This is a genomic window from Embleya sp. NBC_00888, assembly GCF_045207655.1.
Taxonomy (GTDB): Bacteria; Actinomycetota; Actinomycetes; order Streptomycetales; family Streptomycetaceae; genus Embleya.
In genome coordinates this window covers 1023055-1043740 of record NZ_CP108785.1, presented here as the reverse complement: position 1 = coordinate 1043740, position 20686 = coordinate 1023055, and the positions used below count along the sequence as shown (strand labels likewise).

Genomic DNA, 20686 nt, shown 5'->3' with positions numbered 1-20686 from the left:
GGTCCCCATCAGGTCACGAACGGTCAGGTGGGGCATGGTGGTCCCCGGGGAGCTCGAGCAGGCCGTAGGAGGCGAGTCCCACCCGCGCGGAGGCGGGCGGGCGCCAGGCCGGCGCGGCCGGCAGCGTGAGGATTTCGACGCGTTGGCGTTCCCCGATTCGATCGCAGCCGACGGGGCTCCACGTCCGGGCGTCGAGGACGCAGATGATCCGGGGCGACACCGCGACCGGTTCGCCGTCGTCGAGGACCAGGACGTACTCGTCGGTGGCTTCCAGACGGAGGGTGCGCCCGGGATCGGACCGGTCCCGCACGGTGATCGTGGCCCGGGGGCCGGTCGCGCTGCCGGGACGAAGGACCTCGACCACGGTGCCGCTGCCCACGGATGTGCCGTGCCATCGGGCGATGAACGATCGGCGCGTGGCGGTGTCCGCGTGGCGAGCCTCGCGGAACGGCATACCGGCTCCACGCACACTCTTTTCACCGGGGTTGGGCAGTGTGCACATGCCCGTGACAACCGCCCCTTTCGGTCGGCGGAATCGCCGCCGGTTGCCGGGTTCGCGCGCTGGTCCTTCGTCGGCGAAGGAGGGTCCACAACGCGAGGGCGAGGACGGCTGTCGACGCGAGGGCGGCCATCGCGGTGCCGCCGATGGCGACGAGGCGCTCGATCGAGGTGACGGCCAGGTACCCGGTGCCGGCTTCCAGGCCGGCCCACACGAGTGCCGCGATCACGCTGTAGGGGGCCATGCGCCGGTAGGGCAGACCGGTGGCGCCCGCGAGATGCGGGGCCAGGGTACGGATGACGGGCAGGAAGCGGCAGACCAGGATGGATGGTCCGCCGCGCGCGTCCATGAGAGCCGTCGCACGCTGCCATGCGGCGGCCGGGATGCGACGCCCGACGCGGCCGGTTCGCAGGCGACCGCCCAGCAGACGCCCGGTGCGGTGGGCCGACGCGTCCCCGGCGACCACGGCGGCTGCGGCGACACCGATGACGAGGGGAAGATCCAAGCGACCACCGCGCGCGAGGGCACCGGCGCTCAACAGGAGAGTGAGCGTGGGGACGAAGACCCCGACCAACAGGAGGGATTCGGCCCATACCGCGGCGGCCAACAGGGCGTACGCGGTGACGGCGGACACCTGGGTGAGCAGGTCGACGAGCGCGTTCAACGGCTCGCTCCGGCCCGGGCGGGTAGCGGGCGCGGCGCAGTGGAGGGCAGCGGGGTCCGCAACTGCCACACCGCGGTGGGGGGCACATTGCCCCACACGGTCCAGCGACCGGTGGCGTGGCGGCGTTGGAAGTCGGTGAGGACGCGTTCGACGGCCCAGTGCCGGGAGACGTCGGAGCGAGAGCCGAGCAGTCGACGTGCGGGTCCGGTGGCGAGGTAGGTGAAGTAGGTGAGTGCTCCGCCCGGGTGCAACAGCTCCAGATACCGGTCCATGATCGCCCGTACCTGCTCGGGCGCGAAGTTGGTGAAGGGCAGACCGGAGACGATCACGTCGTAACGGTGGTCGGGCCGATGGCGTTCGATGAGCTTCTCGTGCACGCGGACCCGATGTGCCGCCGCCGGATGCGGATGCGTGCGGACGAGGTGACGCAGGCCGGCGGCGAAGCGAGGATTGGCTTCCACCACGTCCAGGCGACTGCCGGAGGCGACCAGCGGGATGAGCGCGCGGGTGACCGACCCTGTCCCGGCGCCGACTTCCAGGATGTTCAACGGCCGCCCGGCTTGCTCGCGTACCGGATCGGTGAGCAGGGCCGCCAGACGGCGACTGCTGGGCGCAACGGCGCCGGTGGTGCGGAAGTCTCGAAGGGCCTCGATGAGGAACACCCAGCGCTCGGCCCCGCGCCGGGCGAGGATACGGTCGTTCGGATTGGCCTGATCGTCCATGGCTTCGAGGCTATGAACGGGCCTTCACCCGCAGATCCCTCGTTGTGCCACGGCGAACCCCTACGAAAGTACGGGGTCGGCGTGTCCGGTGGTCGATGTCGGCCGGGCAGCCGGCCTTCTACGCTGCTCCATGTGAGTACGAACAGCGGGTCCCACGACCCGAGGCCGGATCGGCCCCACTGGTCATGGTGGGCCGAGGCCGCCTTGGTGGGTACGGTGACCGCGTTGTCGGTCCAGGAAGCCTTCACCGTGTCCGACGGCAGCTTCCTGCATGCGATGGTCGTGGCGGCCCTGGTATCCGGACTGTCGCTCGCCTTGCGCCACCGCCGACCGGTCCCGGTCGCGCTGGTCGCGGTGGCCGCCGCCGGATGCTGGGGAGTGGTGCTGCCACTGCTGGTCGTGCTCTTCCGACTCGCCTCGCGCGCCCACACCAAGGAAGCCGTGGGTGGTGTGGCCGCGGCCCTGGCCGTCAACGCGCTCCTGCAACCGCCGACGAGCCTGTGGGCCACTCGCACCTACGGTCCGGCCCTGTTTCTGCTCCTGGCCGTCGTACTCGGCCTGTGGGCGGGCAATCGGCGCCGCCTGGTCGAGGCCCTGGCCACCCGGGTCGAACACCTGCGCACCGAACGGGAACTGCGCGAACAGGCCGCTCGGCTGACCGAGCGCACCATAATCGCCGCCGAGATGCACGACGTCCTGGCCCACCGCCTGAGCCTGATCGCTCTGCACACCGGTGTATTGACCACCCGCAAGGAGCGCCTGCCGGACCCGGTCGCAGAACGCGTCGCCCTGCTGCGGACCGCGTCCACCGAGGCGCTCGCCGATTTGCGTGACGTTCTGGGAGCCCTGCGGGACCCGGACGCGGCCGGCGCGGCGATCGCCCCCACACGCGCGGTTCGCGAGGTCGAAGAGCTGATCGAGCAGGCTCGCGACGCCCGGCAGAGGGTCGAGGCGACCTTCGAGGGCTACCCCGGTCAAGCTCCCGCGGCCCATCGGCTGGCCGTGTTCCGCCTGGTCCAGGAGGCCCTGACCAACGCCCGCAAGCACGCGCCGGACGCCGCGGTGAGCATCGGCGTCCACTACGGACCGCCCGCCACCCTGGTCTCGGTCACCAACACCGCCGCCACGCGGCCCGTCGCGACGGTGGCCTCCGGCTTCGGCCTGGTCGGCTTGACCGAGCGGGTCGAAGCCCTCGGCGGACGCCTGACCGCCGGTCCCTTCGGGGCCGGCGCATGGCAGATCACCGCCCGCATCCCCCACCCGGTCACCACGAACGGCCCGGTCACCGAACAGGACGGCACCCACTCGTGATCCGCACCATGATCGTCGACGACGACGCCCTCGTCCGTCTCGGCCTTTGCGACCTCCTCGAAGGCGACGACGACATCGAAGTCGTCACCCAGGCCGCGGACGGCCTGCAGGCCATCGAAAAGGCCGCCGCCCACCAGGTGGATGTCGCGCTGGTCGACGTACGCATGCCCCGCATGGACGGCATCACCGCCACCGCCCGTCTGCGCGCGTTGCCCCGCCCCCCGAGGGTGATCACCCTGACCACCTTCGACCTCGACGAGTACGTCTACAACGCACTCGCCGCCGGAGCCGACGGCTTCCTCCTCAAGGACGCCGACCCCACCGAGATCCTGCGCGCCGTCCACCTGGTCGCCGCAGGTTCCGCCATGCTCCATCCAAGCGCCGCCCGCCGCCTCATCGACCACTACCACCACGCGGCCCGTCCCCAGGCGGAGGCCGCGCAACGCCGCATCGGCCGCCTCAGCCCACGGGAGAGCGACGTCCTGGGACTCCTCGCCGAAGGCGCCACCAACGCCGACATCGCCGGTGCGCTCGGCATGCGCGAAAGCACCGTCAAAGCCCACGTCAGCCGCATCCTGACCACCCTGGAGGTGAGCAATCGGGTACAGGCGGCCCTGGTGGCCCGCGACGCCGGCCGCACACGGTGACGTGGGCGCCCGCGGCGGAGTCTTGGGGGATCGCGGAGCCTTCGGCTCGTCGGTTCTTCGTCGGTCTTCCGTCGGTCTTCCGTCGGTTTTCCGTCGGTGTCAGACGCGTGGCGGAGGATGGGGTGGCCGTTCCGCTCGCGTCGTGCACGGCAACCGTCCGCAACAAGACCCGGTCCCTCCGGACCACTTCACACTCCCAGGGAGTCCACATGTCCGATGTCCGACTGACCGGCCGGACCGCCCCCATCCTTCCCAGCCGTGACCTCCGGGCCACGATCGGCTTCTACACCCGGCTCGGGTTCACCGTCGACGGCCACTATCCGGAGGAGGGCTACCTGATCGTCGGCCGCGACGACGTGGAGGTGCACTTCTCGCACACCCCGGCGATGGACCCGCGCAAGGACGCCGGCGCCGTCTACCTGCGCCTCGACGATGCCGTGGCCCGGGTGTACGAGGAGTGGGATCGGCTGGATATCAGCGGCGACCCGACGGCAACCCCCCGCCTCGTCCCGCCGTCGGAAACCGACTACGGGATGGTGGAGTTCGCGCTGGTCGACATCGACGGCAACTTGTTCAGGATCGGAAACGAGGACACGACACGGTAGCCGGCCGCGCGTCGAATCGACGTTGGGTGTGTCCGAAAATGACGATTTCCCCGGCTGGTTCGGGCGCGCCGTTCGCTGTCCGCCCGGACGCCGGCGGAGGCGAGGATCGACGAAGGCGGCGAGGTCGTCGCGGAGTCGGGCTCGTCCGGCAGCTGATGCGGGAACCAGGCGACGTGTGCCGCGCCGTACGGCCGATGACCGGCGGCGTTCGGGCCGGCCGGGGGCGTCGTGGTCACCGCGGTGTTCCGCGCCCTTTTGGAGTCTTCTTGTGCCGGGCGCGGCACCAGGGTGCCGATCATGGATCGGAACACCATCACCACCCTCGCCGAACGACCCGCGCTGTCCGATGTCCTATGGGAGATGCCGGACGGCCGGCCTGAGTTCATGCGCCACGACCTGGTGGCCAACGCCTACACCGGGTCGATCGCCGAGGAGTTCCCGGAATACGTGTTGGTGGCCACCGATGCCGACGGCGCGCTCGCCGCGCGCGGGCTCTGCGTCCCGTTCCGGATGGACCATCCCAAGCGCGGCGTACTGCCCGATCGGGGCTGGGACGAGGTGGTGGTGTGGGCGTTCGCCGACCGCCGACACGGTGCCGTGCCCGACCTGGTCAGCGCGATCGAGATCGCGGTACGGCCCGATCTGGGCGGGCTCGGGCTCTCCGGGCGAATGCTCGGCGCCATGCGGGCCAATGCCCGCGCACACGGGTTCACGGAGGTCGTAGCCCCCGTGCGGCCGAGCGCCGAACACCACGAACCGCACGCGTCGATGCCGGAGTACGCCTTCCGGGTCCGCGAGGAGGACGGGCTGCCCCACGACGCCTGGCTGCGGGTACACGTCCGCGCCGGCGCGGTGATCGAGAAGGTGGCCTCGGCGTCGATGACCATCTCCGCGACACCGGCGCAGTGGCGTGAGTGGACCGGGCTCCCGTTCGACGAGGCCGGGGACGTGGTGGTACCCGGCGCACTCGCGGCCGTGCGCTGCGACCCGGAGCGCGACAACGCGGTCTACGTCGAGCCGAACGTATGGGTGCGACACCGGCTTTGACCGGATCGGCGGAACGCCGGACCCGCGGTCGGCGCCGGCCGAGGACCGCTGCGCCGGCACGTGAAGTCCGCTCGGCTCGTCCGGTTGTTCCGGCGCCGGACGTGTTCGGGCACCGTCCGTGTTCCGGCACGGTCCGAAACCGGGCTTGACCCGCTTTGGCGGACACCTTGGATGAGGGCTACGCGTCCTCGAGAGGATGTCCATCACGCAGAGCATGGAGAAGAAGCCACGCCCTCGTCGCTCTCTTCGTTGCGACAGTCGGTCTCTCACAGTCGCTGGGGCCCGACGCCATCCCCGGCGAGTGTGTCGCCGGGGTTCAGCAGAGCGCATGCCTTCATCGAGAGGCATCCGCAGCCGATACACCCGGTGAGTTCGGCCTCGAGGCGCTCGATGGTCTGCCGACGCTCCTCCAGCCGACGCCTCCAGCCGCGCGAGGCGCGCTGCCACTCCCGGTGACTGGGCGGACGGTCGAGCGGCACGTCGGCGAACGCCTCTCGGAGGTCGAGCAACGGGATTCCGATGCGTTTCGCCACCGAGATCAATGCGATTCGGCGAAGCATGTGCCGCGGATAGCGGCGTTGGTTGCGATCGTCGCGTTCGGACGCGATCAGGCCGAACTCCTCGTAGAACCGCAGAGCGGAGACGGCCGCCCCGGTTCGGGCGCTCACCTCGCCGATGCTCAGCCGGTCGTCCGGGCCTGCTCGAACCTCACCGGAACGGTAACTCGTCATGCGAAGCCTCCTGTTGACCTCAACATTACTTGAGGCCCTACGGTCGGCTGCGTCGGAACGGCAAGCAGGAACGACCCCGGAGAGGAGGGCAGTTCGATGACGTTTGTGATCGCCGCGCCCTGTGTGGACGTCAAGGACAAGGCATGCATCGAGGCGTGCCCCATCGAGTGCATCTACGAGGGAGAGCGCATGCTCTACATCCACCCGGACGAGTGCATCGACTGCGGTGCCTGTGAGCCGGTGTGCCCGGTCGAAGCGATCTTCTTCGAAGACGACACACCGGAGGAATGGCGCGACTTCAACATTGCGAACGCCGAGTTCTTCGCCGACCTCGGCGCCCCCGGCGGCAGCTCGAAGCACGGTCCGATCGGACGGGACCACCCGATCGTGGCGCAACTGCCGCCCCAGGGCGCCGTCTCCTCACCCTTTGCGATCCCGCCCAAGCCCTGACGACCCGGGGGCCGTTCACAGCGCGCCCCCGACGACGCTGACGGCGTCGACCACCAAGTCCTCGACGGCGTCCGGCCACCGCCGGCAACTCGCCACGTGGCGGAGCAAGATGCCCTTCGTTTCGGGACGGGCGCGGCGCAGCCCGAGGCGGCGTCCCCACCCCATTCACAGATCTTGACAATTGCTCGAACTCGCGAGCCATCTCGCCGAACGCCTCGCCAACACCCGATGCCGGCCGACCCCGCCCCGAACGAGTAGGGTGCGGCGTGACGCCGGCGCACCCAGCACACCGCGGACAGCGCACCGAGCGGGGGCGGGTCGGAATTCACGGGGAGCCCTTCGCTCGACGGACGAACTCACGGTGTCGCGCGATCTCATCCGCCCAGGAGGAGACACCTGTTCGGCACGTCGGACGACGCTGCTCCGGCTGTCGCCCACCGACTTCAGTACGTTGGGCGCTCTCCCATCGGACTGCCGCGACCGACTTTCGCGAGTGTCGCATCGATTCGGCAACCGACATCGTGGCTTCCGTTCGGGTGCCCGCCGGATAGGTGGACGCCCGACCATGATCGACGCCCGTTCTCGATGAAAGGATCGTGTAGTTCGTGAATCGTCTGTCTCGCACACTTGCCGTCGGTATGTTTTCCGTCGCCGTACTGTGCGGCGGTATCGGCTCGGCGGTCGCCGCCGGGCACACCCCACCCAAACCCGACCTCTCCATCCCCAACCAGCCCCAGGTCGAGCCGCGCACGGTCGCCGACTGCGGCGACCGCGCCACCGCGGCCTACAACTGGGGCATGGAGCAGGGATGGGGCCAAGGATTGGCCGGGGAATACGCCGTACTGACCTACGAAGGGTGCATCGCAAGACTGTAACGACGGCCCCTGCGGTATGGCCGCGGCCGACGACCACGCGACATGTCCCGGCCTGAACGCTCGCGGTCGAATCGCCACCCGCATCGGCACGAACGAGCGCATCGTGTCCGGCGGCGAGACCCACCACCGTCGGCGCGACGTTTGTCCGTGGGGGTGGCGATCTTCCATGGGGCGAGGAACGGAAGTATGGTGCGCGGGAGGTGCTCCAAGCGGCGGCGAGTTACCTCCTGCCATCGATCCACCGGCGGCACAGGCCCAGTGACGCGCGCTCGGCCGCCGAAATCCTCGACCGCGTCCGCGTCCGCGCCCACCTGCTCTTGGTCGGCGCCGTCGACCAACTCCCGGGCGTCGGAGCGGGAACGTCCTGCGCGCCCTGCTTGCGTTGCCCGAGATTCCCCGCGTCCACCCGGTGCATGTGCTGCCGCGGGCCACCGGGAGCGGCACCATCACCAAACGTCCATCTCACCCTGACGCGGAGAGGCCCCCGTCGACAAGGGCCTGCCGGTCGACGGTCAGCCGCAGATCGCCTCGTCCAGGAGGGCTTCGACGGCGTCGTCGGGATCACCGCGGAAGTCGGGTGTGAGCGCGATCGTGACCTGACGGCGCCGATCCTGCGTGGTGAACGACCAGGCCTGGTAGGCCAGGGCATCGCCGTCGTTGCCGTACATGCGAACCCCGCACGAGGTGTCCTGCCATTGCAGTCCCAGCCCGTACTTCCTCCCCTCGACGCCCGCTGTCTTCATTTCGTCGAGCAGGTGACTCGGCACCAGGCGCCCACCGACCAGTTCGGCCATGAACCGGTTGAGATCCTTCGTCGTGGAGATCATCTCGCCACCCGCGCCCATCAGCGACGGATTCATCTTTGTGAAGTCGACGAGTTGCGTCTCGTCACCGCGCTGTACCGGTATGTAGCCGTGCGGGTGCGGCCCGGGAATGCGCGACGACGTCCCCGGCAGAAAAGTGCCGCTCAACTGCAGCGGTTCGATGATCCGGCGCTCGATCTCCTCGGCATACGACCGGCCGGTCACCTTCCGGATGATTTCGCCGAGCAGGAGGTAGCCGGTGTTGGAGTACGCGTACTCCAAACCCGGTTCGGATGTCGGCGCCTGGGCCACCGCCCGCCGGATCAGCTCGATCGCGGACCAGGTCCGGAACCGGTCGGCCTCGAACTCCGGCGTCGGCGGCATCGGCAGCGTCCGACGGTAGTCAGGCACCCCACTCGTGTGGTTGAGGAGCTGCCGCGCGGTGATCCGATCCCCTCCGGGGACGACACCGGGCAGCCACTTCTCGACCGTGTCGTCCAGGCGCAACCAGCCCTCGTCCACGAGCTGCAGGACCACGGTGGCGACGAACGTCTTCGTGATGCTGCCCACCCGGAACCGGCCGCGCGCCGGCATCTCCCGCGTCGTGCCCAATGCGGCGACACCACTCGTGCCCCGCCACACGCCGCCGTCGCCGGCCACCTCCATCAGGGCACCCACGGCGCCGTTCGCGGTGATGTCGTCCAGCCCCTTCCGCAACCCGCTGCGATCCGCCTTCTCCGGCGACGCAAGCGCGGCGGACGGCACCGCGACCACCGCCAAAGCCGTCGCCGCGGTCACCAACACCCGGTGCACGCGCTTCATCCCCGCCCCCGATTCTTCCGAGCTGTGAATCTCGGGGCCGATCCCCGTTGGCAACAAGCCTGCCGGGCAACGCAGCCCACTGACGATGGGGCTCGTGGCCGTATCCGCCGGGGGCTACCCCCACCCCGCCACGACGTCCGCACACACGGGCGCGGGAAGAATGGGCGGGCCACATGGCGTGCCCGTCGTCGAAGGCGGCGTGGTTTGGCCGGAGTTCCACACCACCCTCAACGCCTCGAGCAGTCCGATCCGACAAACCGATCGCGTCCACCGCCCACGCCCGACACCGGTCACTGATCCACGCCCCGACGGGGGCGGGCCGGCCGCGGTCGCGGGGTTGTGGTCGATGCCCTCCAACGCAACGCGCAGGTCCGCGTGTTCCGCGCGCAGGTGGTGGGGGCGGCGAGGTAGCTGCGGCGCCGGTCGCGGGCGTTCGAGATCGATCACCGGCAATGTGACGAAGTCGGCCACCCCGGATCGGACCATCCTGCCTGGACCACCGATCCGCGGGGCTCGCGCGCCCGCCTGCTGGACACCACCGGTTCCGGGCTGTGACCGGCCGTCTTCGATCCGGTGGAGGGCTGCGGCTGGACATCGTCGAGGGCAAGGACGACGCCCAACCCGCCGCGGTCGTCACCGGGGTCGACGAACTCCCGGCGCTGCCTGCCCCTTGGGCGCGGCGCTCGGCACCCTGGGAACGGTGGCGCGGGGGCCCAACCCGTCGCTGTGGGAGGCGATCAGCACCGCGATTCTGCGCCAGTCGTCCGGGCCGCGCCGGCCCGCAAGGCCTACCGCGCCTGGTGTGCCGCCCACGGCACCACCGTCGAGACCACCTGCGGCCGGTTGTCCACCGCGCCCGATCCCGAGACCGTCCCGGCGCTGCCGCAGGACGCGTTCAAGAACGTCGGCGCCGCGTTCCACCGCACCGCACTCCAGGCAGCGGCGAACACCTACCTCGACCATGCGGACACGGGCGGGCTCGGTGAGTTGGGGTCAGAAGGGGCCGATCGGTGGGCGACGCGTGTGGAGGGTTGCGCCGGAAAGCGGGCTTCCGTCCTGTGTGGTCGACGGGTCGTGGAAGCAGAACAGGTCGCGTGGAGGCAGGGCTCCGGTACTCAGGAAGCTGTGTACTCGGGTGAGCGCGCAGGACGGCGCCTCGGGGTCGTAGGCGCCGTGGTTTCCTCCGTCCACGATGATCATGCGTGCCCGCTTGCCCAGGGCGATGCGCATGCCCAGTGCGCCCGCATAGGGCGTGGCCGGGTCCCGGGTGGTCTGGAGCAGGAGGATGTCGGTCGCTCCGCGGTCGGTGATCCGTACCGCCGGTTCGACCGGGTCGGGCCAGAACGCGCACGGCCAGATGTTGGTGCCCATGCCGCCCAGGATCGGGAACAGGGCCCGGTTGAGCGTGACTTCGCGCTGGTAGTGGGCGATGTCGCGCGGGGCGCGGCTGTCTCCGCAGGTCACCGCGAGCAGTACGGCTGTGTCGTTGTCCCGGGGGATGCCGGGCGTGGTCGGCCACTCGCCCCACGTGGGAGGCGGCCCGGCGCCGGCGAGGAACCGCCACCACGCGGCGACTTCCGGGAACTGGAGGGTGTGGTAGGAGTACGCCTGATAAATGGCTCGGAACAGGTTGCCGGTGACCGGGCCCGCTCCGGGGTGTTGCACCGGGGAGCGATCGAGGCGCTCGACCATGTCGAGGTAGCCCCGGCGTACGGCGGCGGGGGTGGTGCCGAGGCCGAGGGTGTCGTGCCGTTCGGCCGCCCAGGCGGCGAAGTCCCCGAACCGCGTGTCGAACCCGCGGTCCCAGGACGCCCATCGATCGTGCCACGTGACGTTGGGGTCGACGTTGGCGTCGAGGACGATCCGGTCGGTGCGGTCGGGGAAGAGTTCGGCGTACACCGCTCCCAGGTAGCTGCCGTAGGAAGCGCTGAGGTAGGAGAGCTTGCGTTCGCCGAGGGCGATCCGGATCCGGTCCATGTCGCGCGCGGTGTTGGCCGTGGTCACGTGCGGCATCAGGGCGCCGCCGTTGGCGAGGCAGTCGCGCGCCAGACCACGGGCGAAGTCCACGTTGTCCGCGATCGATCCGTCCGGGGCCGGAAACGGGAAGAGGCGCTCGTTGGTGATTTGGGTGGTGCGTCCACACGTGATCGGCGTGCTGTAGCCGAGACCGCGCGGGTCGAAGCCGATCAGGTCGAAGCGGTCCAGAACGTCCTGTGGATAGAGGTTGACGAACGTGCTCGGCCGGTTCAGGCTCGCCGCGCCGGGCCCGCCCGCGTTGTGCAGCAGGATGCCGCGGCGCAGCCCCGGCTTGGCCGTGGCCAGCCGGGACACCGCGATCTCGATCGTCGGGCCGGCCGGGGCGCGGTAGTCCATCGGTACGCGCAGTGTCGTGCACCGTAGTCGCGGGTCGACGGGGACGCCGTTGGGGTCGGGCGGACAGGTCGTCCAGGTGAGCGTCGGTGGTCGTGAAGGCGTGGCCTCGGCCGGGATCGCGGCGGTCAGCGTGGCCGTGAGCGCGATCACCACTGCTCCGCGCACGGCATTGCCTAATCGTCTCGTCATAGGTCTAGACCATAGAGAAGGGGCGGGTGCCGCGTCACCCCCCGAACCGAGGTTGGTACGGGGGCACTTGGCCCACCGGCTCCACCCCACACCGTCGCCCCCCACCGGACCGGGACGCCGCCTCGCCTCCGTCGCCGATCGGCCTCGGATCGGCGCACGTACCGCCCGCCCCCCATCGAGAGAACCCGCCTGCCGTCCGGCTGTCCCAGGCGGCGGAGGTGGGGACGATGTCCCGTCCCCGTCGGTCGTTCAGTCCGTGTCGAGGTCGTGGGGTCCGTACACGGCCGCGACGGGTTGCCGAGCGAGTCCAATGCCGCGATCCGCTCCATCGGCGGCTTCACTTGCCGGCTCCCGGCGATGTATTCAGTCATCCGAACGACCGTCACGAACGAGGCCCTGTGCGCGCGGCGCGGCTCGGTACTCGCTTCCAGGCCTCATGCGGCGATTCGGCGGCGTGACCGAGGCGCGGTCGGGAGTGGACCCGCGCATCGAGTGGCGCGTGACCCGTTGACAGGTGCACAACCGAGGCCTAACGTGCTCCATCACCAGTTAGGAAAGTTTCCTAACTATCGAGGTCCAGCGCCAACTTCCCCCGCGTGACCGCCCGTTGCCGGAAGTCGCTTGCCGCGAGACCTTCGCAGCGGACCCGCCCGGGCGGCACCACGAGCTGCTGAGCCGCCGTGCGCTCAGCCCCTCTTCGCTGGAGGACACCGTGAGATGCATCAAATCCCGGCCGTCCAGGGCGTTCGGCGCCCTGGTGGCCGCGGCCACCACCGCCTCGCTCTGCGTGGCCCTGCCCGCTGCCCACTCCGCTCCCCTCCCTCGCGCGGCCACGTACGAGGCCGAGGCCGCCCATGTTGTCAAGGGCAAGGTGGAGTCCAACCACGCAGGCCACACCGGCACCGGCTTCGTGAACTTCGACGTGGTGTCCGACGCGTACGTCGAGTTCACCGTCGAGGCGGAGCAACCGGGAGCCACGAAGCTCGACTTCCGTTACGCCAACGGCACCTCCGCCGACCGGCCGTTGGACATCGCGGTCAACGGCACCCAGGCCGCCGGCGACCTCTCCTTCCCCGGAACCGGTGCCTGGACGACCTGGAAGACGGCCTCCGTCACGACGGCACTGGCCGCGGGCACCAACAAGATCCGCGCCACCACCTCGGGTGTGGACGGCCCCAACCTCGACAGCCTGATCGTCACCCCGCAGGGTCCGACCGACACCGAGAAGCCGACGGCCCCGAGAAACCTGCGCAAGGACAAGGAGCCGACCAGCACTTCCGTGTCCCTTGCCTGGGACGCGGCCAGTGACAACGTGAAGGTCACCGGCTACGACGTCTACCAGCACGGCCAGCTCATGAAGCAGGTCGACGGCTCCACGCAGGCCACCACGGTGACCGGCCTGACGCCCGAGACCAGCTACGACTGGACCGTTTTCGCGCGCGATGCCGTCCCGAACGTCTCCGACGCCAGCAACGTGGTCACCATCGCCACGCTGCCCGCGCCGCCCGACGGCGAGGCGCCGAGTGCCCCGCAGGGGCTTCGCGCCACCGGAAAGACCGCGACGAGCGTCGACCTGGCATGGACGCCGTCCACCGACAACGTGAAGGTCACCGGGTATGAGATCCATCGCGACGGCGTCGCCGCGGGTACCTCGGAAACCGCGACCACGACCGTCGCGGGCCTGAAGGCCGATACGACGTACAGGTTCAAGGTGCGGGCCTTCGACGCCAAGGGCAACCGGTCGGCGTTCGGCCCGGAGATCAGCGTCACCACCGCCGGTTCCCAACCGGGCGGAACCCCCGACCCGGGCACCGTGAAAACCCTGGCCGGCGGTGTGGACGTCGCCTGGGGCGTGGCGTTCCTGCCGGACGGCTCCGGGATCTACACCGAGCGGAACACCTTCAACGTCTACCGGTTGACCAAGTCCGGCCAGAAGACACAGCTCGGCAAGGTGCCCAACTCCCAGACCACCGGCGGCGAGGGCGGCCTCATGGGCGTGGAGGTCTCCCCGAACTTCGCCACCGACCACTACGTGTACTTCCTGCACACCTCGTCCGACGGCAACCGCATCGCCCGGATGAAGCTGGAGAACAACACGCTCAGCGGCTACAAGGTGCTGCTCGATGGCATGGCCAAGAGCCGCTACCACAACGGCGGGCGGCTTCGCTTCGGGCCCGACGGCAAGCTGTACGCCGGCATGGGCGATGCCCAGAACGACTCCCGGGCGCAGGACAAGAACTCCCTCAACGGCAAGATCCTGCGCATCAATCCGGACGGCTCGATCCCGTCGGACAACCCGTTCGGCAATGCCGTCTGGTCCATCGGGCACCGCAACCCGCAGGGACTGGACTTCGACTCCAAGGGACGCCTCTGGCAGGCGGAGTTCGGCGACAACATCATGGACGAGGTCAACCTGATCCAGAAAGGCGGCAACTACGGTTGGCCCGACTGTCAGGGCACCGAGGGTAGTTGCTCCGGATACATCGCGCCGAAGAAGACCTGGCCGGTGTCGTCCGCCTCGCCGAGCGGCCTGACCATCATCAACGACCACGTGTTCGTGGCCACGACTCGGGGTCAGCGAGTCTACCGGCTGCGCATCGACTCCAACTCGAACCTGGTCGAGCAGAAGTCGTTCTTCGAGGGGACGTACGACCGGCTGCGCACCGTGGAGGTCGACCCCGACGGGGACATCTGGCTCACCACGTCCACGGACAAGGACGGCACGGCGGGCAACGACCGGATCCTGCTGATCGACATCGTCTACTCGGGCCGATTCGGCCCAGGGCTCGGCGAGTTCGAGCCGACCGGCACCGCCTTCGCCGACAACGCCACCATCCCCGACAACGCCACCATCCCCGACAAGTAGACCCGCGCCGGGGACGGTTCGGCGGGTCAGGACACTTCACCACCACCGGCGTGGGGCGCGGGCGACACCGGCACCAAGGGCCAACGGTTCGCGTTCTCCGAGCCGCGCCGGGAACGCCCGCAGTCGACCGGACAGGCCCGTCCGGCGAGTTGTGCCTCGCGGGTCGGCGGTTTCGGCGCCGGTGGTGGTGCGGGGGTCGAGGCGGCGGGGTCTCGTCGATGAGGACCAGGCGAACACCGACCCGGTTGTGGGTGTGGCACACCGCCCCGGTGATGTGGGCCCGCGTCATGCGGGCGGGTGCCGACGGGGATGCCGAGGTAGCGGGCGAACTCGGTGACCGGCAGGGGCCGCAGTGCCCAGGCCAGGTGCCTCACGGTCACGACGCGGATTTCGAGAGGGCGTCGGCGATCGGGACTCCGGCCTCCCGGCGATGACCGCGTTTCACCTGCGTTCGTAGCGCTCGATGTCCTCGTTGAACTCGGTGAGTGCCCGGTCGGTGAGGGTGGGCCGGGTGTCGGCGATGGCGGCGAGGTAGTCCTGTGTGGTGGCCGGGGCGTCACGGCGGTCGTCGACTTCGCGTTCGAACGCGGCGTGGGCGCCCTTGCGGGCGGCGGACTCGATGTCGGCGGGTGTGAACATCTCGCTCGCCTCCACGAGTCGGTGCTGTTCGACATCGCGGGCGGCGGTGCCGAGGTAGCGCCGCCAGATCGCGGCGCGCGCGGCCGAGTCGGGGGGTCCCACCGGGATGACGTAGTCGAACCGCCCGGGGCGCAGGAACGCCGGGTCGAGGGAGCGTACGGAGTTGGTGGCGCAGATCAGGAGGCGGTCGTCGTGGTCGCGGAAGCCGGGGATCAGTTTCAGCAGTTCGTTGGTGACCCCGTGGCCCGGGTCGACGGCGTTGCCGGAGCGGGTGCCGGCGATTTCCTCGACCTCGTCGATGAACAGCAGGACGGTCTCCAGTTCGGCGAGGTCGGCGAACGTGTCGCGGAGCGAGGTGGCCAGTCCCTCCGAGGCGGCCGCGGCGAGCCGCGAGGGGAAGAGTTCCACGAACGGCCATTGCAGTCGGGAGGCGACGGCGCGGGCGAAGCTGGTCTTGCCGGTACCCGGCGGTCCGAAGAGGATGACCGCCTTGGGCGGTGTCACCCCGTACCGGTCGGCCAGTACGGGCTCGGCCAGCGGCAGCACGATCCGCCGCTCGATGGCCTCCTTCTCGCGTGTCATGCCGGCGAGCGCTTCCCACAGTCCCCGCGGGAGAACCCGGCCGCCGAGTTCGGCGAGCAGGCCCGCGTCGCTCGCGCCGAAGTGCTCGACCTTCTCGTACAGGATCAGCCCGGGGCGCGTGCGGTAGCCGGAGTTCTCCAGTGCCGTGGTCCCGGTTGCTCCCGGAGCGAGCAGCGCGGCGATCCGGCGGACGCCGTGCAGGCGCAGGCGGCGCTCCAGCCCCGCGATCAGGGCGCTGCCGACGCCGCGGTGGCGCCACGTCCCGGCGAGCGCGATAAGCGTGATCCAGGCCCGGTCGCCCTGCTCCTGGGCGACCGCCATGCCGATGACGAGGTCGTCCACCACCGCGACCACGGCGGGCGCGCCCGCCCCGGCCGCGGACATGACCTCGGAGACGGGGAACACCGGGAGCGAATCGTCCGCCTGCCGACCCTGATCCCAGATCCGGACCGCGCCGTCGAGGTCGTCGTCGCGAAAGTCCCGCAATCGCCAGGTCGGCATCGAATCCACCTCGTCGGCAACTCACCCCCGACCCGTCCATTGTCCGCGCCGGTCGCCCGCCCGTCGAACGCGCGGCACGATTCCCGTCGAACGCGCGGATCCCCGACGGCCATGCGGATCCCGACGGCCAAGGGTTGGCGACCGGCCTGCATCCGTCACGCTCCGTGTGGATCCGGCTCCCGGTCGCCGCCGCGATGTTCGCGATCTCCGCCGTCGTGTACGTCCCATGCACGAGCACCCGCCGTCGAGCACCCGCCGTCGAGCACCCGCCGTCGAGCACCCGCACATCGTCACCGGCGACGGCTTCGTCTCGACCTCGGCCGCGACACCCGCTTCAAGGTGGCCGGGGCGGCACGTGGTCAGCGGCGGCCGGTGGCCAGGATGACGAGGAACTGACCGCCGCCCGCCTCGATGTCGGCGGTCACCGGCAGCCCCGGTACCAGTCGGGAGAAGCGGTCCACCAACCAATCCGCCGCCTCCTGGGCGTCCTTCCTGGTCGGACAACGGCCCACCATCTCCCGGCCGCCCTTGCGCTCCAGTCTCCCGGCAACGGTGATCAGCGGCGCGGGTTCGACCACGTACAGGTGGTCCGGCCAGGCGATGACCACCTTGACCGCGCCCTTGCGGGTGTTGCACCCGCGGTGCGCGAGCCGCTCGGCGACCTTGGCCTTCCGGTCGGCGGTCCGGCTGTCGACACTGGGCCCCCGCGGGTCGTTCACCGATACGTCGGGGTCGACCGGTTCGTCGCACACCCAGCAGCGCCGGCCGTCGCGCTCGGCCACATCATCAAGGAGAGTCACCCGAGCAAACTAGCCTGCCCGGCCGCCACCGCGGTGCACCAGGCCCATTGCCGGGACATTCGACGGCTCACGGCCCAACCTCGGCCGGCGGCGGCCCGGACGGCCTTCCCGGGCAACCGGACCTCCGCAGGCGAATCACATTCCCGTTGCCGGCTTGCCCACGAGAACCCGTGAACCTCCGCTGCGACAAACTTCACCCATGTCCACCGCATCCCGAGTGCGGTGAACGGACCGCCGCGATCCGCCGCCCGCACATGTGGTCTGCCGCTGCCATGCGCGAAATCCGGCTTCACCTGGCGCGCCTCACCGGCCCCCTGACGGTTTTGACCTGTTTACGCGGCACGGACCTGGTCGGCGGGCTCGGCGACGACTTCCACGCCACCTGCCTGTACGACGTCCGAGAGTCTCAGCCGGAGAAGTGCCCCGGGGAGCGGGCCCCTTCGGGTTGCGCGTAGTAGCCGGCGATGTTGCAGTGCAACGGGCCCCACACACCCAGCTTGCCGAGTTCGCGGAAGTTGATGTCGACGTCGGCGACGGGTCGGCCGCCCGGAACGCGGGCGTTGGCCGCGGTGCAGGTGAGCTGGTGGATCCCCTCCACGGGCATTCGGCCGGCGTCGAGGGGCAGCGTGAACGTGACCGTGCCGTCCCCGGTGTCGACGCCGACCCGGCCGGCCACGTCCGCCAGGGCGGTCGAGAATCCCTGCCGCCGTTCGGTCTCGGTCGGTCCCTTCAGGAGCACTGCGACCGCTTGGCCGGGGTCGAGGGACGTGTCGGTGGGTCGGGACACCGCTTGGACACCATCGGAGGACACGAAGAACAGACGAGCCCGGTCGGGCACGGTGCCGACCTGGGGAACGCCGCTGGCAGGGGGGCCGACTCCGTGTGGCCTCGTGCTGGAGATGCCGCATCCGGCGACCAGGGAGGCCAAGACGGCGACCACGGCGGTGGCGAGCTTCACTGATCCTCCGTACGTCGGTGTCCGACCGCGCCCGACGACGCGGGCTCGCGTCGTGATCGGTTGCGTGTGCGCCGATGTCGTCGAGGTGTCCGGGGTCCGGGGTCCGGCACGGCGGCCGGCGGCACGAGGGGGAGTTCGATGGTGAACACGGTGCCCACGTCCGTGGCGTCGGCCGCTCGTAGGGTGCCGCCGTGCAGGTGGATGTTCTCGCGGGCGATGGCAAGTCCCAGGCCGCTGCCCTCGGATCGGGTCCGGGCCGAGTCGGCTTTGTAGAAGCGGTCGAAGATGTGCGGGAGCACGGCCGGATCCAACCCGGGGCCACGGTCGAGGACGTCGATGGCGACCAGGTCGTCGGCACGGCGCAGGACGACGCGCACGGGGCTGCCTCCGTGGCGCAGTGCGTTGCCGACCAGGTTGGCGAGGGCGACGTCGAAGCGCCGTGGGTCGAGCACGACGCGGATACCGTCGGGGAGTTCGGTCTCCACCCGGTCGGTCCAGCCGCGGGCCCGCAGGGTCCGGCGTACCGCCGTGGCGACGTCGACCTCGTCGGTGTGCAGGATCGCGGCCCCGGCGTCGAAGCGGGAGATCTCCATCAGGTCCTCGACCATGCGGGCGAGTTTGCGGGTCTCCTCGGCCACCAGTCGAAGCGCTTCGGAGATGTCGGGGCCCAGATGGGCGGTGTCCTCGTCGAGGACCTCGGTCACGGCGACCATCGCCGCGAGCGGGGTTCGCAGTTCGTGGGAGACGTCGGCCGCGAACCGCCGGGCGCCGGCCTCCAGGCGGCGCCGTTCGGTGGCGTCGCGTTCGATGGTGTCGGCCATGGTGTTGAACGTCGCGGTCAGGTCCGCGAGTTCGCCGGTGCCGCGGACGGGGATGCGGGTGTCGAGCTCGCCCTCGGCGATGCGGTGGGCGCCCGCGCGCAGCCGGCGTACCGGACGAAGGACGTGCGCGGCGGCGATGAGCGCCGGGACGAGGGCGAGTGCGACGGCGGGGATCGCGCCGTAGCGGGCCGCGGTGACCAGAGCGCGGACGTCGGCCTGCTCGCCGCGCAGGGACATTTCGGCGTACACCACGATCCGGGTGGGGGTGTCGTCCGGTCCCGCGTGCAGGATCGGCATCCCGACGACCAGCCACGGGCCGTCCGCCCCCGCCACGCGTTGGGCCACCGCGCCGTTCTGCCGCAGCACCGCGGATCGCAGCGCCGCGGTGACCGCGCCGGGGGTGCCGGGCGGCTGGGCGGGGACGAGCGGGCCGTCCTGGTAGGAGACGTGGGTGCGCCAGTTGCGCGGGGTGCCCGCGCGGTCGAGCAGGACGGTCAACTCCCGCAGGTTCTCGGTGCTGGGCGGGTACGGCAGGTCGGGCGCGCGCGCGTCGAGTTGGGCGCGCAGTTCGTCGGTCGCGGCGCTCTGGGTGCGGTCGAGGATCGCGTCGCGGGCCCGGTCGAACGTCAGCGCGGAGGTGGTCAGGGCGCTGAAGGCGGCGACCAGGAGGAAGGCGACGATCAACCGAGGGCGCAGACCGCGCGGCGACAGCCGGCGTCCGAGTGGTCCCGGCGACCGGGTCGTGGCACGCGCATCGGGCTCGGTCACAGCGGTCCGAATCGGTAACCGAAGCCGCGAACCGTCTGTACGTAGCGGGGGCGCCGCGGGTCGTCCTCGACCTTCCCGCGCAGCCGCAGCACGCACGCGTCCACCAGTCGGGCGTCGCCGGCGAAGCTGTGTTCCCAGACGCGTTCGAGGAGGATGTCGCGGCTGTAGACGCGCCCGGCGGAGGCGGACAGGTACAGCAGCAGTTTGAGTTCGGAGGGTGCGAGCGCGAGCTCGGTACCGTTCTTGGACACGATGAGCGCGGCCCGGTCGATGGTCAACTCGCCGTACCGGTCGACCCGGGGCGCCATCGGGTCCTCGGCGGCGCCGTCTTCGATGTCGGCGGGAACGGCGCGGCGCAGGGCGGCCTTGATCCGGGCGCCCAGGACCTCGCCGCCGGCCGGCTTGACGACGTAGTCGTCCGCGCCCGCCTCCAGGCCGACCACGATGTCGATGTCGTCGCCGCGGGCGGTGAGGATGATGATCGGGAGTTGGTGTCGTTCGCGGATCCGGCGGCACACCTCCAGGCCGTTGATGCCCGGCAGCATCAGGTCCAGCAGGACGAGATCGGGGCGGAAGTCCTCCAGGGTGGCGAGCCCGGCCTCTCCGGTGGGTGCGACGGCGACCTCGTGGCCGCGCCGTCGCAGTGCGATACCGACGCCTCTTTGGACCGCGGGATCGTCTTCGATAAGCAACACGCGTGGCATGGTGGTGACAATTCCCTGCTGAGTCGTCACGGCGGATTATGGGGGATTGTGTCCGGGCCGTCCGAAGACGTTGTGGTGAGGTGGGTACGGCGGTCTGCGGTGCCGTTCGACTTTACGACGGATTTCGCGGTAGCGACCCTGTCCCGGGCCGGTTGGCGGGTGTGTTGACGCCTGCTCGCACAGCTCAGAGCCTCGTTGACCACCGTATGGTCCCGGGATGACGGATCTGTGCGCGATATGTGACGAGACGATGACAGCCTCCGGTTTCGATACCCGAACGTGTTTGGCTCGGCGAGCAGTCGAACGAAG

The 20686-nt window shown here is 70.3% G+C and carries 20 protein-coding genes; 7 read left to right on the top strand and 13 right to left on the bottom strand.

Annotated elements, in window-relative coordinates:
• Nucleotides 1–13: 13 nt before the first annotated feature.
• From OG948_RS38760 to OG948_RS38750, 3 genes are read right to left on the bottom strand one after another with little or no spacing between them, the layout of a single operon-like run.
• Entirely contained in the window at nucleotides 14–454 is a 441-nt protein-coding gene (locus OG948_RS38760) for a hypothetical protein (RefSeq protein ID WP_331769670.1), read from the bottom strand.
• Between the two features lie 22 nt (nucleotides 455–476).
• Complete coding sequence (locus OG948_RS38755) at nucleotides 477–1163, bottom strand: DedA family protein (protein WP_331769669.1); 687 nt, start codon at nucleotides 1161–1163, stop codon at nucleotides 477–479.
• Nucleotides 1160–1885: a methyltransferase gene (locus OG948_RS38750; protein WP_331769668.1), complete on the bottom strand. Its 726-nt coding sequence runs from the start codon at nucleotides 1883–1885 to the stop codon at nucleotides 1160–1162. The genes OG948_RS38755 and OG948_RS38750 overlap by 4 nt, the downstream gene beginning before the upstream one ends.
• A gap of 132 nt (nucleotides 1886–2017) precedes the next feature.
• Between OG948_RS38750 and OG948_RS38745 the strand changes: the two genes are divergently transcribed.
• The 4 genes from OG948_RS38745 (at nucleotide 2018) to OG948_RS38730 (ending at nucleotide 5495) form a co-directional block, all read left to right on the top strand.
• Complete coding sequence (locus OG948_RS38745; RefSeq protein ID WP_406300537.1) at nucleotides 2018–3196, top strand: sensor histidine kinase; 1179 nt, start codon at nucleotides 2018–2020, stop codon at nucleotides 3194–3196.
• On the top strand, nucleotides 3193–3843 hold the full coding sequence (locus tag OG948_RS38740) for a response regulator transcription factor (RefSeq protein ID WP_331769666.1): 651 nt from the start codon (nucleotides 3193–3195) through the stop codon (nucleotides 3841–3843). The genes OG948_RS38745 and OG948_RS38740 overlap by 4 nt, the downstream gene beginning before the upstream one ends.
• Nucleotides 3844–4052: 209 nt before the next feature.
• Nucleotides 4053–4448, top strand: coding sequence for a VOC family protein (locus OG948_RS38735; protein ID WP_331769665.1), 396 nt, complete (start codon nucleotides 4053–4055; stop codon nucleotides 4446–4448).
• Between the two features lie 297 nt (nucleotides 4449–4745).
• Complete coding sequence (locus OG948_RS38730; protein ID WP_331769664.1) at nucleotides 4746–5495, top strand: N-acetyltransferase; 750 nt, start codon at nucleotides 4746–4748, stop codon at nucleotides 5493–5495.
• Nucleotides 5496–5761: 266 nt separating this feature from the next.
• On the opposite strand, the gene soxR is transcribed toward OG948_RS38730, so the two are convergent.
• Nucleotides 5762–6226, bottom strand: coding sequence for a redox-sensitive transcriptional activator SoxR (gene soxR, locus OG948_RS38725; protein WP_331769663.1), 465 nt, complete (start codon nucleotides 6224–6226; stop codon nucleotides 5762–5764).
• A gap of 96 nt (nucleotides 6227–6322) precedes the next feature.
• On the opposite strand from soxR, the gene fdxA reads away from it, so the two are divergent.
• Nucleotides 6323–6676, top strand: a complete 354-nt coding sequence (fdxA, locus tag OG948_RS38720) for a ferredoxin (RefSeq protein WP_331769662.1) — start codon at nucleotides 6323–6325, stop codon at nucleotides 6674–6676.
• A gap of 15 nt (nucleotides 6677–6691) precedes the next feature.
• Here fdxA and OG948_RS38715 read toward each other — a convergent pair whose 3' ends face one another.
• Nucleotides 6692–6841, bottom strand: coding sequence for a hypothetical protein (locus OG948_RS38715; protein WP_406300536.1), 150 nt, complete (start codon nucleotides 6839–6841; stop codon nucleotides 6692–6694).
• Nucleotides 6842–7281: 440 nt separating this feature from the next.
• On the opposite strand from OG948_RS38715, the gene OG948_RS38710 reads away from it, so the two are divergent.
• Nucleotides 7282–7551: a hypothetical protein gene (locus OG948_RS38710; protein ID WP_331769661.1), complete on the top strand. Its 270-nt coding sequence runs from the start codon at nucleotides 7282–7284 to the stop codon at nucleotides 7549–7551.
• A 512-nt stretch (nucleotides 7552–8063) separates the two neighbouring features.
• Here the strand turns inward: OG948_RS38710 and OG948_RS38705 are convergent.
• From OG948_RS38705 to OG948_RS38695, 3 genes are all read right to left on the bottom strand, one after another.
• Nucleotides 8064–9176, bottom strand: a complete 1113-nt coding sequence (locus tag OG948_RS38705) for a serine hydrolase domain-containing protein (protein ID WP_331769660.1) — start codon at nucleotides 9174–9176, stop codon at nucleotides 8064–8066.
• Between the two features lie 788 nt (nucleotides 9177–9964).
• Complete coding sequence (locus OG948_RS38700) at nucleotides 9965–10126, bottom strand: hypothetical protein (RefSeq protein WP_406300535.1); 162 nt, start codon at nucleotides 10124–10126, stop codon at nucleotides 9965–9967.
• A gap of 43 nt (nucleotides 10127–10169) precedes the next feature.
• The gene (locus tag OG948_RS38695; RefSeq protein WP_331769659.1) at nucleotides 10170–11738 is read right to left on the bottom strand and encodes an alpha/beta hydrolase; all 1569 of its coding nucleotides are present in this window, start codon (nucleotides 11736–11738) and stop codon (nucleotides 10170–10172) included.
• 712 nt (nucleotides 11739–12450) lie between these two features.
• On the opposite strand from OG948_RS38695, the gene OG948_RS38690 reads away from it, so the two are divergent.
• The gene (locus OG948_RS38690) at nucleotides 12451–14604 is read left to right on the top strand and encodes a PQQ-dependent sugar dehydrogenase (RefSeq protein ID WP_331769658.1); all 2154 of its coding nucleotides are present in this window, start codon (nucleotides 12451–12453) and stop codon (nucleotides 14602–14604) included.
• 441 nt (nucleotides 14605–15045) lie between these two features.
• Here OG948_RS38690 and OG948_RS38685 read toward each other — a convergent pair whose 3' ends face one another.
• The 5 genes from OG948_RS38685 to OG948_RS38665 all read right to left on the bottom strand — a co-directional run bounded on the left by OG948_RS38685 (nucleotide 15046) and on the right by OG948_RS38665 (nucleotide 20377).
• Complete coding sequence (locus OG948_RS38685; protein ID WP_331769657.1) at nucleotides 15046–16326, bottom strand: bifunctional GNAT family N-acetyltransferase/ATP-binding protein; 1281 nt, start codon at nucleotides 16324–16326, stop codon at nucleotides 15046–15048.
• Between the two features lie 359 nt (nucleotides 16327–16685).
• Nucleotides 16686–17126: a hypothetical protein gene (locus OG948_RS38680; protein ID WP_331769656.1), complete on the bottom strand. Its 441-nt coding sequence runs from the start codon at nucleotides 17124–17126 to the stop codon at nucleotides 16686–16688.
• A gap of 406 nt (nucleotides 17127–17532) precedes the next feature.
• Complete coding sequence (locus OG948_RS38675) at nucleotides 17533–18084, bottom strand: hypothetical protein (RefSeq protein ID WP_331769655.1); 552 nt, start codon at nucleotides 18082–18084, stop codon at nucleotides 17533–17535.
• On the bottom strand, nucleotides 18081–19673 hold the full coding sequence (locus tag OG948_RS38670) for a HAMP domain-containing sensor histidine kinase (RefSeq protein WP_331769654.1): 1593 nt from the start codon (nucleotides 19671–19673) through the stop codon (nucleotides 18081–18083). The genes OG948_RS38675 and OG948_RS38670 overlap by 4 nt, the downstream gene beginning before the upstream one ends.
• The gene (locus OG948_RS38665; RefSeq protein ID WP_331773441.1) at nucleotides 19670–20377 is read right to left on the bottom strand and encodes a response regulator transcription factor; all 708 of its coding nucleotides are present in this window, start codon (nucleotides 20375–20377) and stop codon (nucleotides 19670–19672) included. Before OG948_RS38665 ends, OG948_RS38670 begins: the two co-directional genes overlap by 4 nt.
• Nucleotides 20378–20686: the final 309 nt, after the last annotated feature.

Excerpts from the sequence above, each read along its gene's own strand:
- OG948_RS38760 (WP_331769670.1), bottom strand. The coding sequence starts at position 454 with ATGCCGTTCCGCGAGGCTCGCCACGCGGACACCGCCACGCGCCGATCG.
- OG948_RS38750 (WP_331769668.1), bottom strand. The coding sequence starts at position 1,885 with ATGGACGATCAGGCCAATCCGAACGACCGTATCCTCGCCCGGCGCGGG.
- OG948_RS38735 (WP_331769665.1), top strand. The coding sequence starts at position 4,053 with ATGTCCGATGTCCGACTGACCGGCCGGACCGCCCCCATCCTTCCCAGC.
- OG948_RS38730 (WP_331769664.1), top strand. The coding sequence starts at position 4,746 with ATGGATCGGAACACCATCACCACCCTCGCCGAACGACCCGCGCTGTCC.
- soxR (WP_331769663.1), bottom strand. The coding sequence starts at position 6,226 with ATGACGAGTTACCGTTCCGGTGAGGTTCGAGCAGGCCCGGACGACCGG.
- fdxA (WP_331769662.1), top strand. The coding sequence starts at position 6,323 with ATGACGTTTGTGATCGCCGCGCCCTGTGTGGACGTCAAGGACAAGGCA.
- OG948_RS38715 (WP_406300536.1), bottom strand. The coding sequence starts at position 6,841 with ATGGGGTGGGGACGCCGCCTCGGGCTGCGCCGCGCCCGTCCCGAAACG.
- OG948_RS38705 (WP_331769660.1), bottom strand. The coding sequence starts at position 9,176 with ATGAAGCGCGTGCACCGGGTGTTGGTGACCGCGGCGACGGCTTTGGCG.
- OG948_RS38695 (WP_331769659.1), bottom strand. The coding sequence starts at position 11,738 with ATGACGAGACGATTAGGCAATGCCGTGCGCGGAGCAGTGGTGATCGCG.
- OG948_RS38685 (WP_331769657.1), bottom strand. The coding sequence starts at position 16,326 with ATGCCGACCTGGCGATTGCGGGACTTTCGCGACGACGACCTCGACGGC.
- OG948_RS38665 (WP_331773441.1), bottom strand. The coding sequence starts at position 20,377 with ATGCCACGCGTGTTGCTTATCGAAGACGATCCCGCGGTCCAAAGAGGC.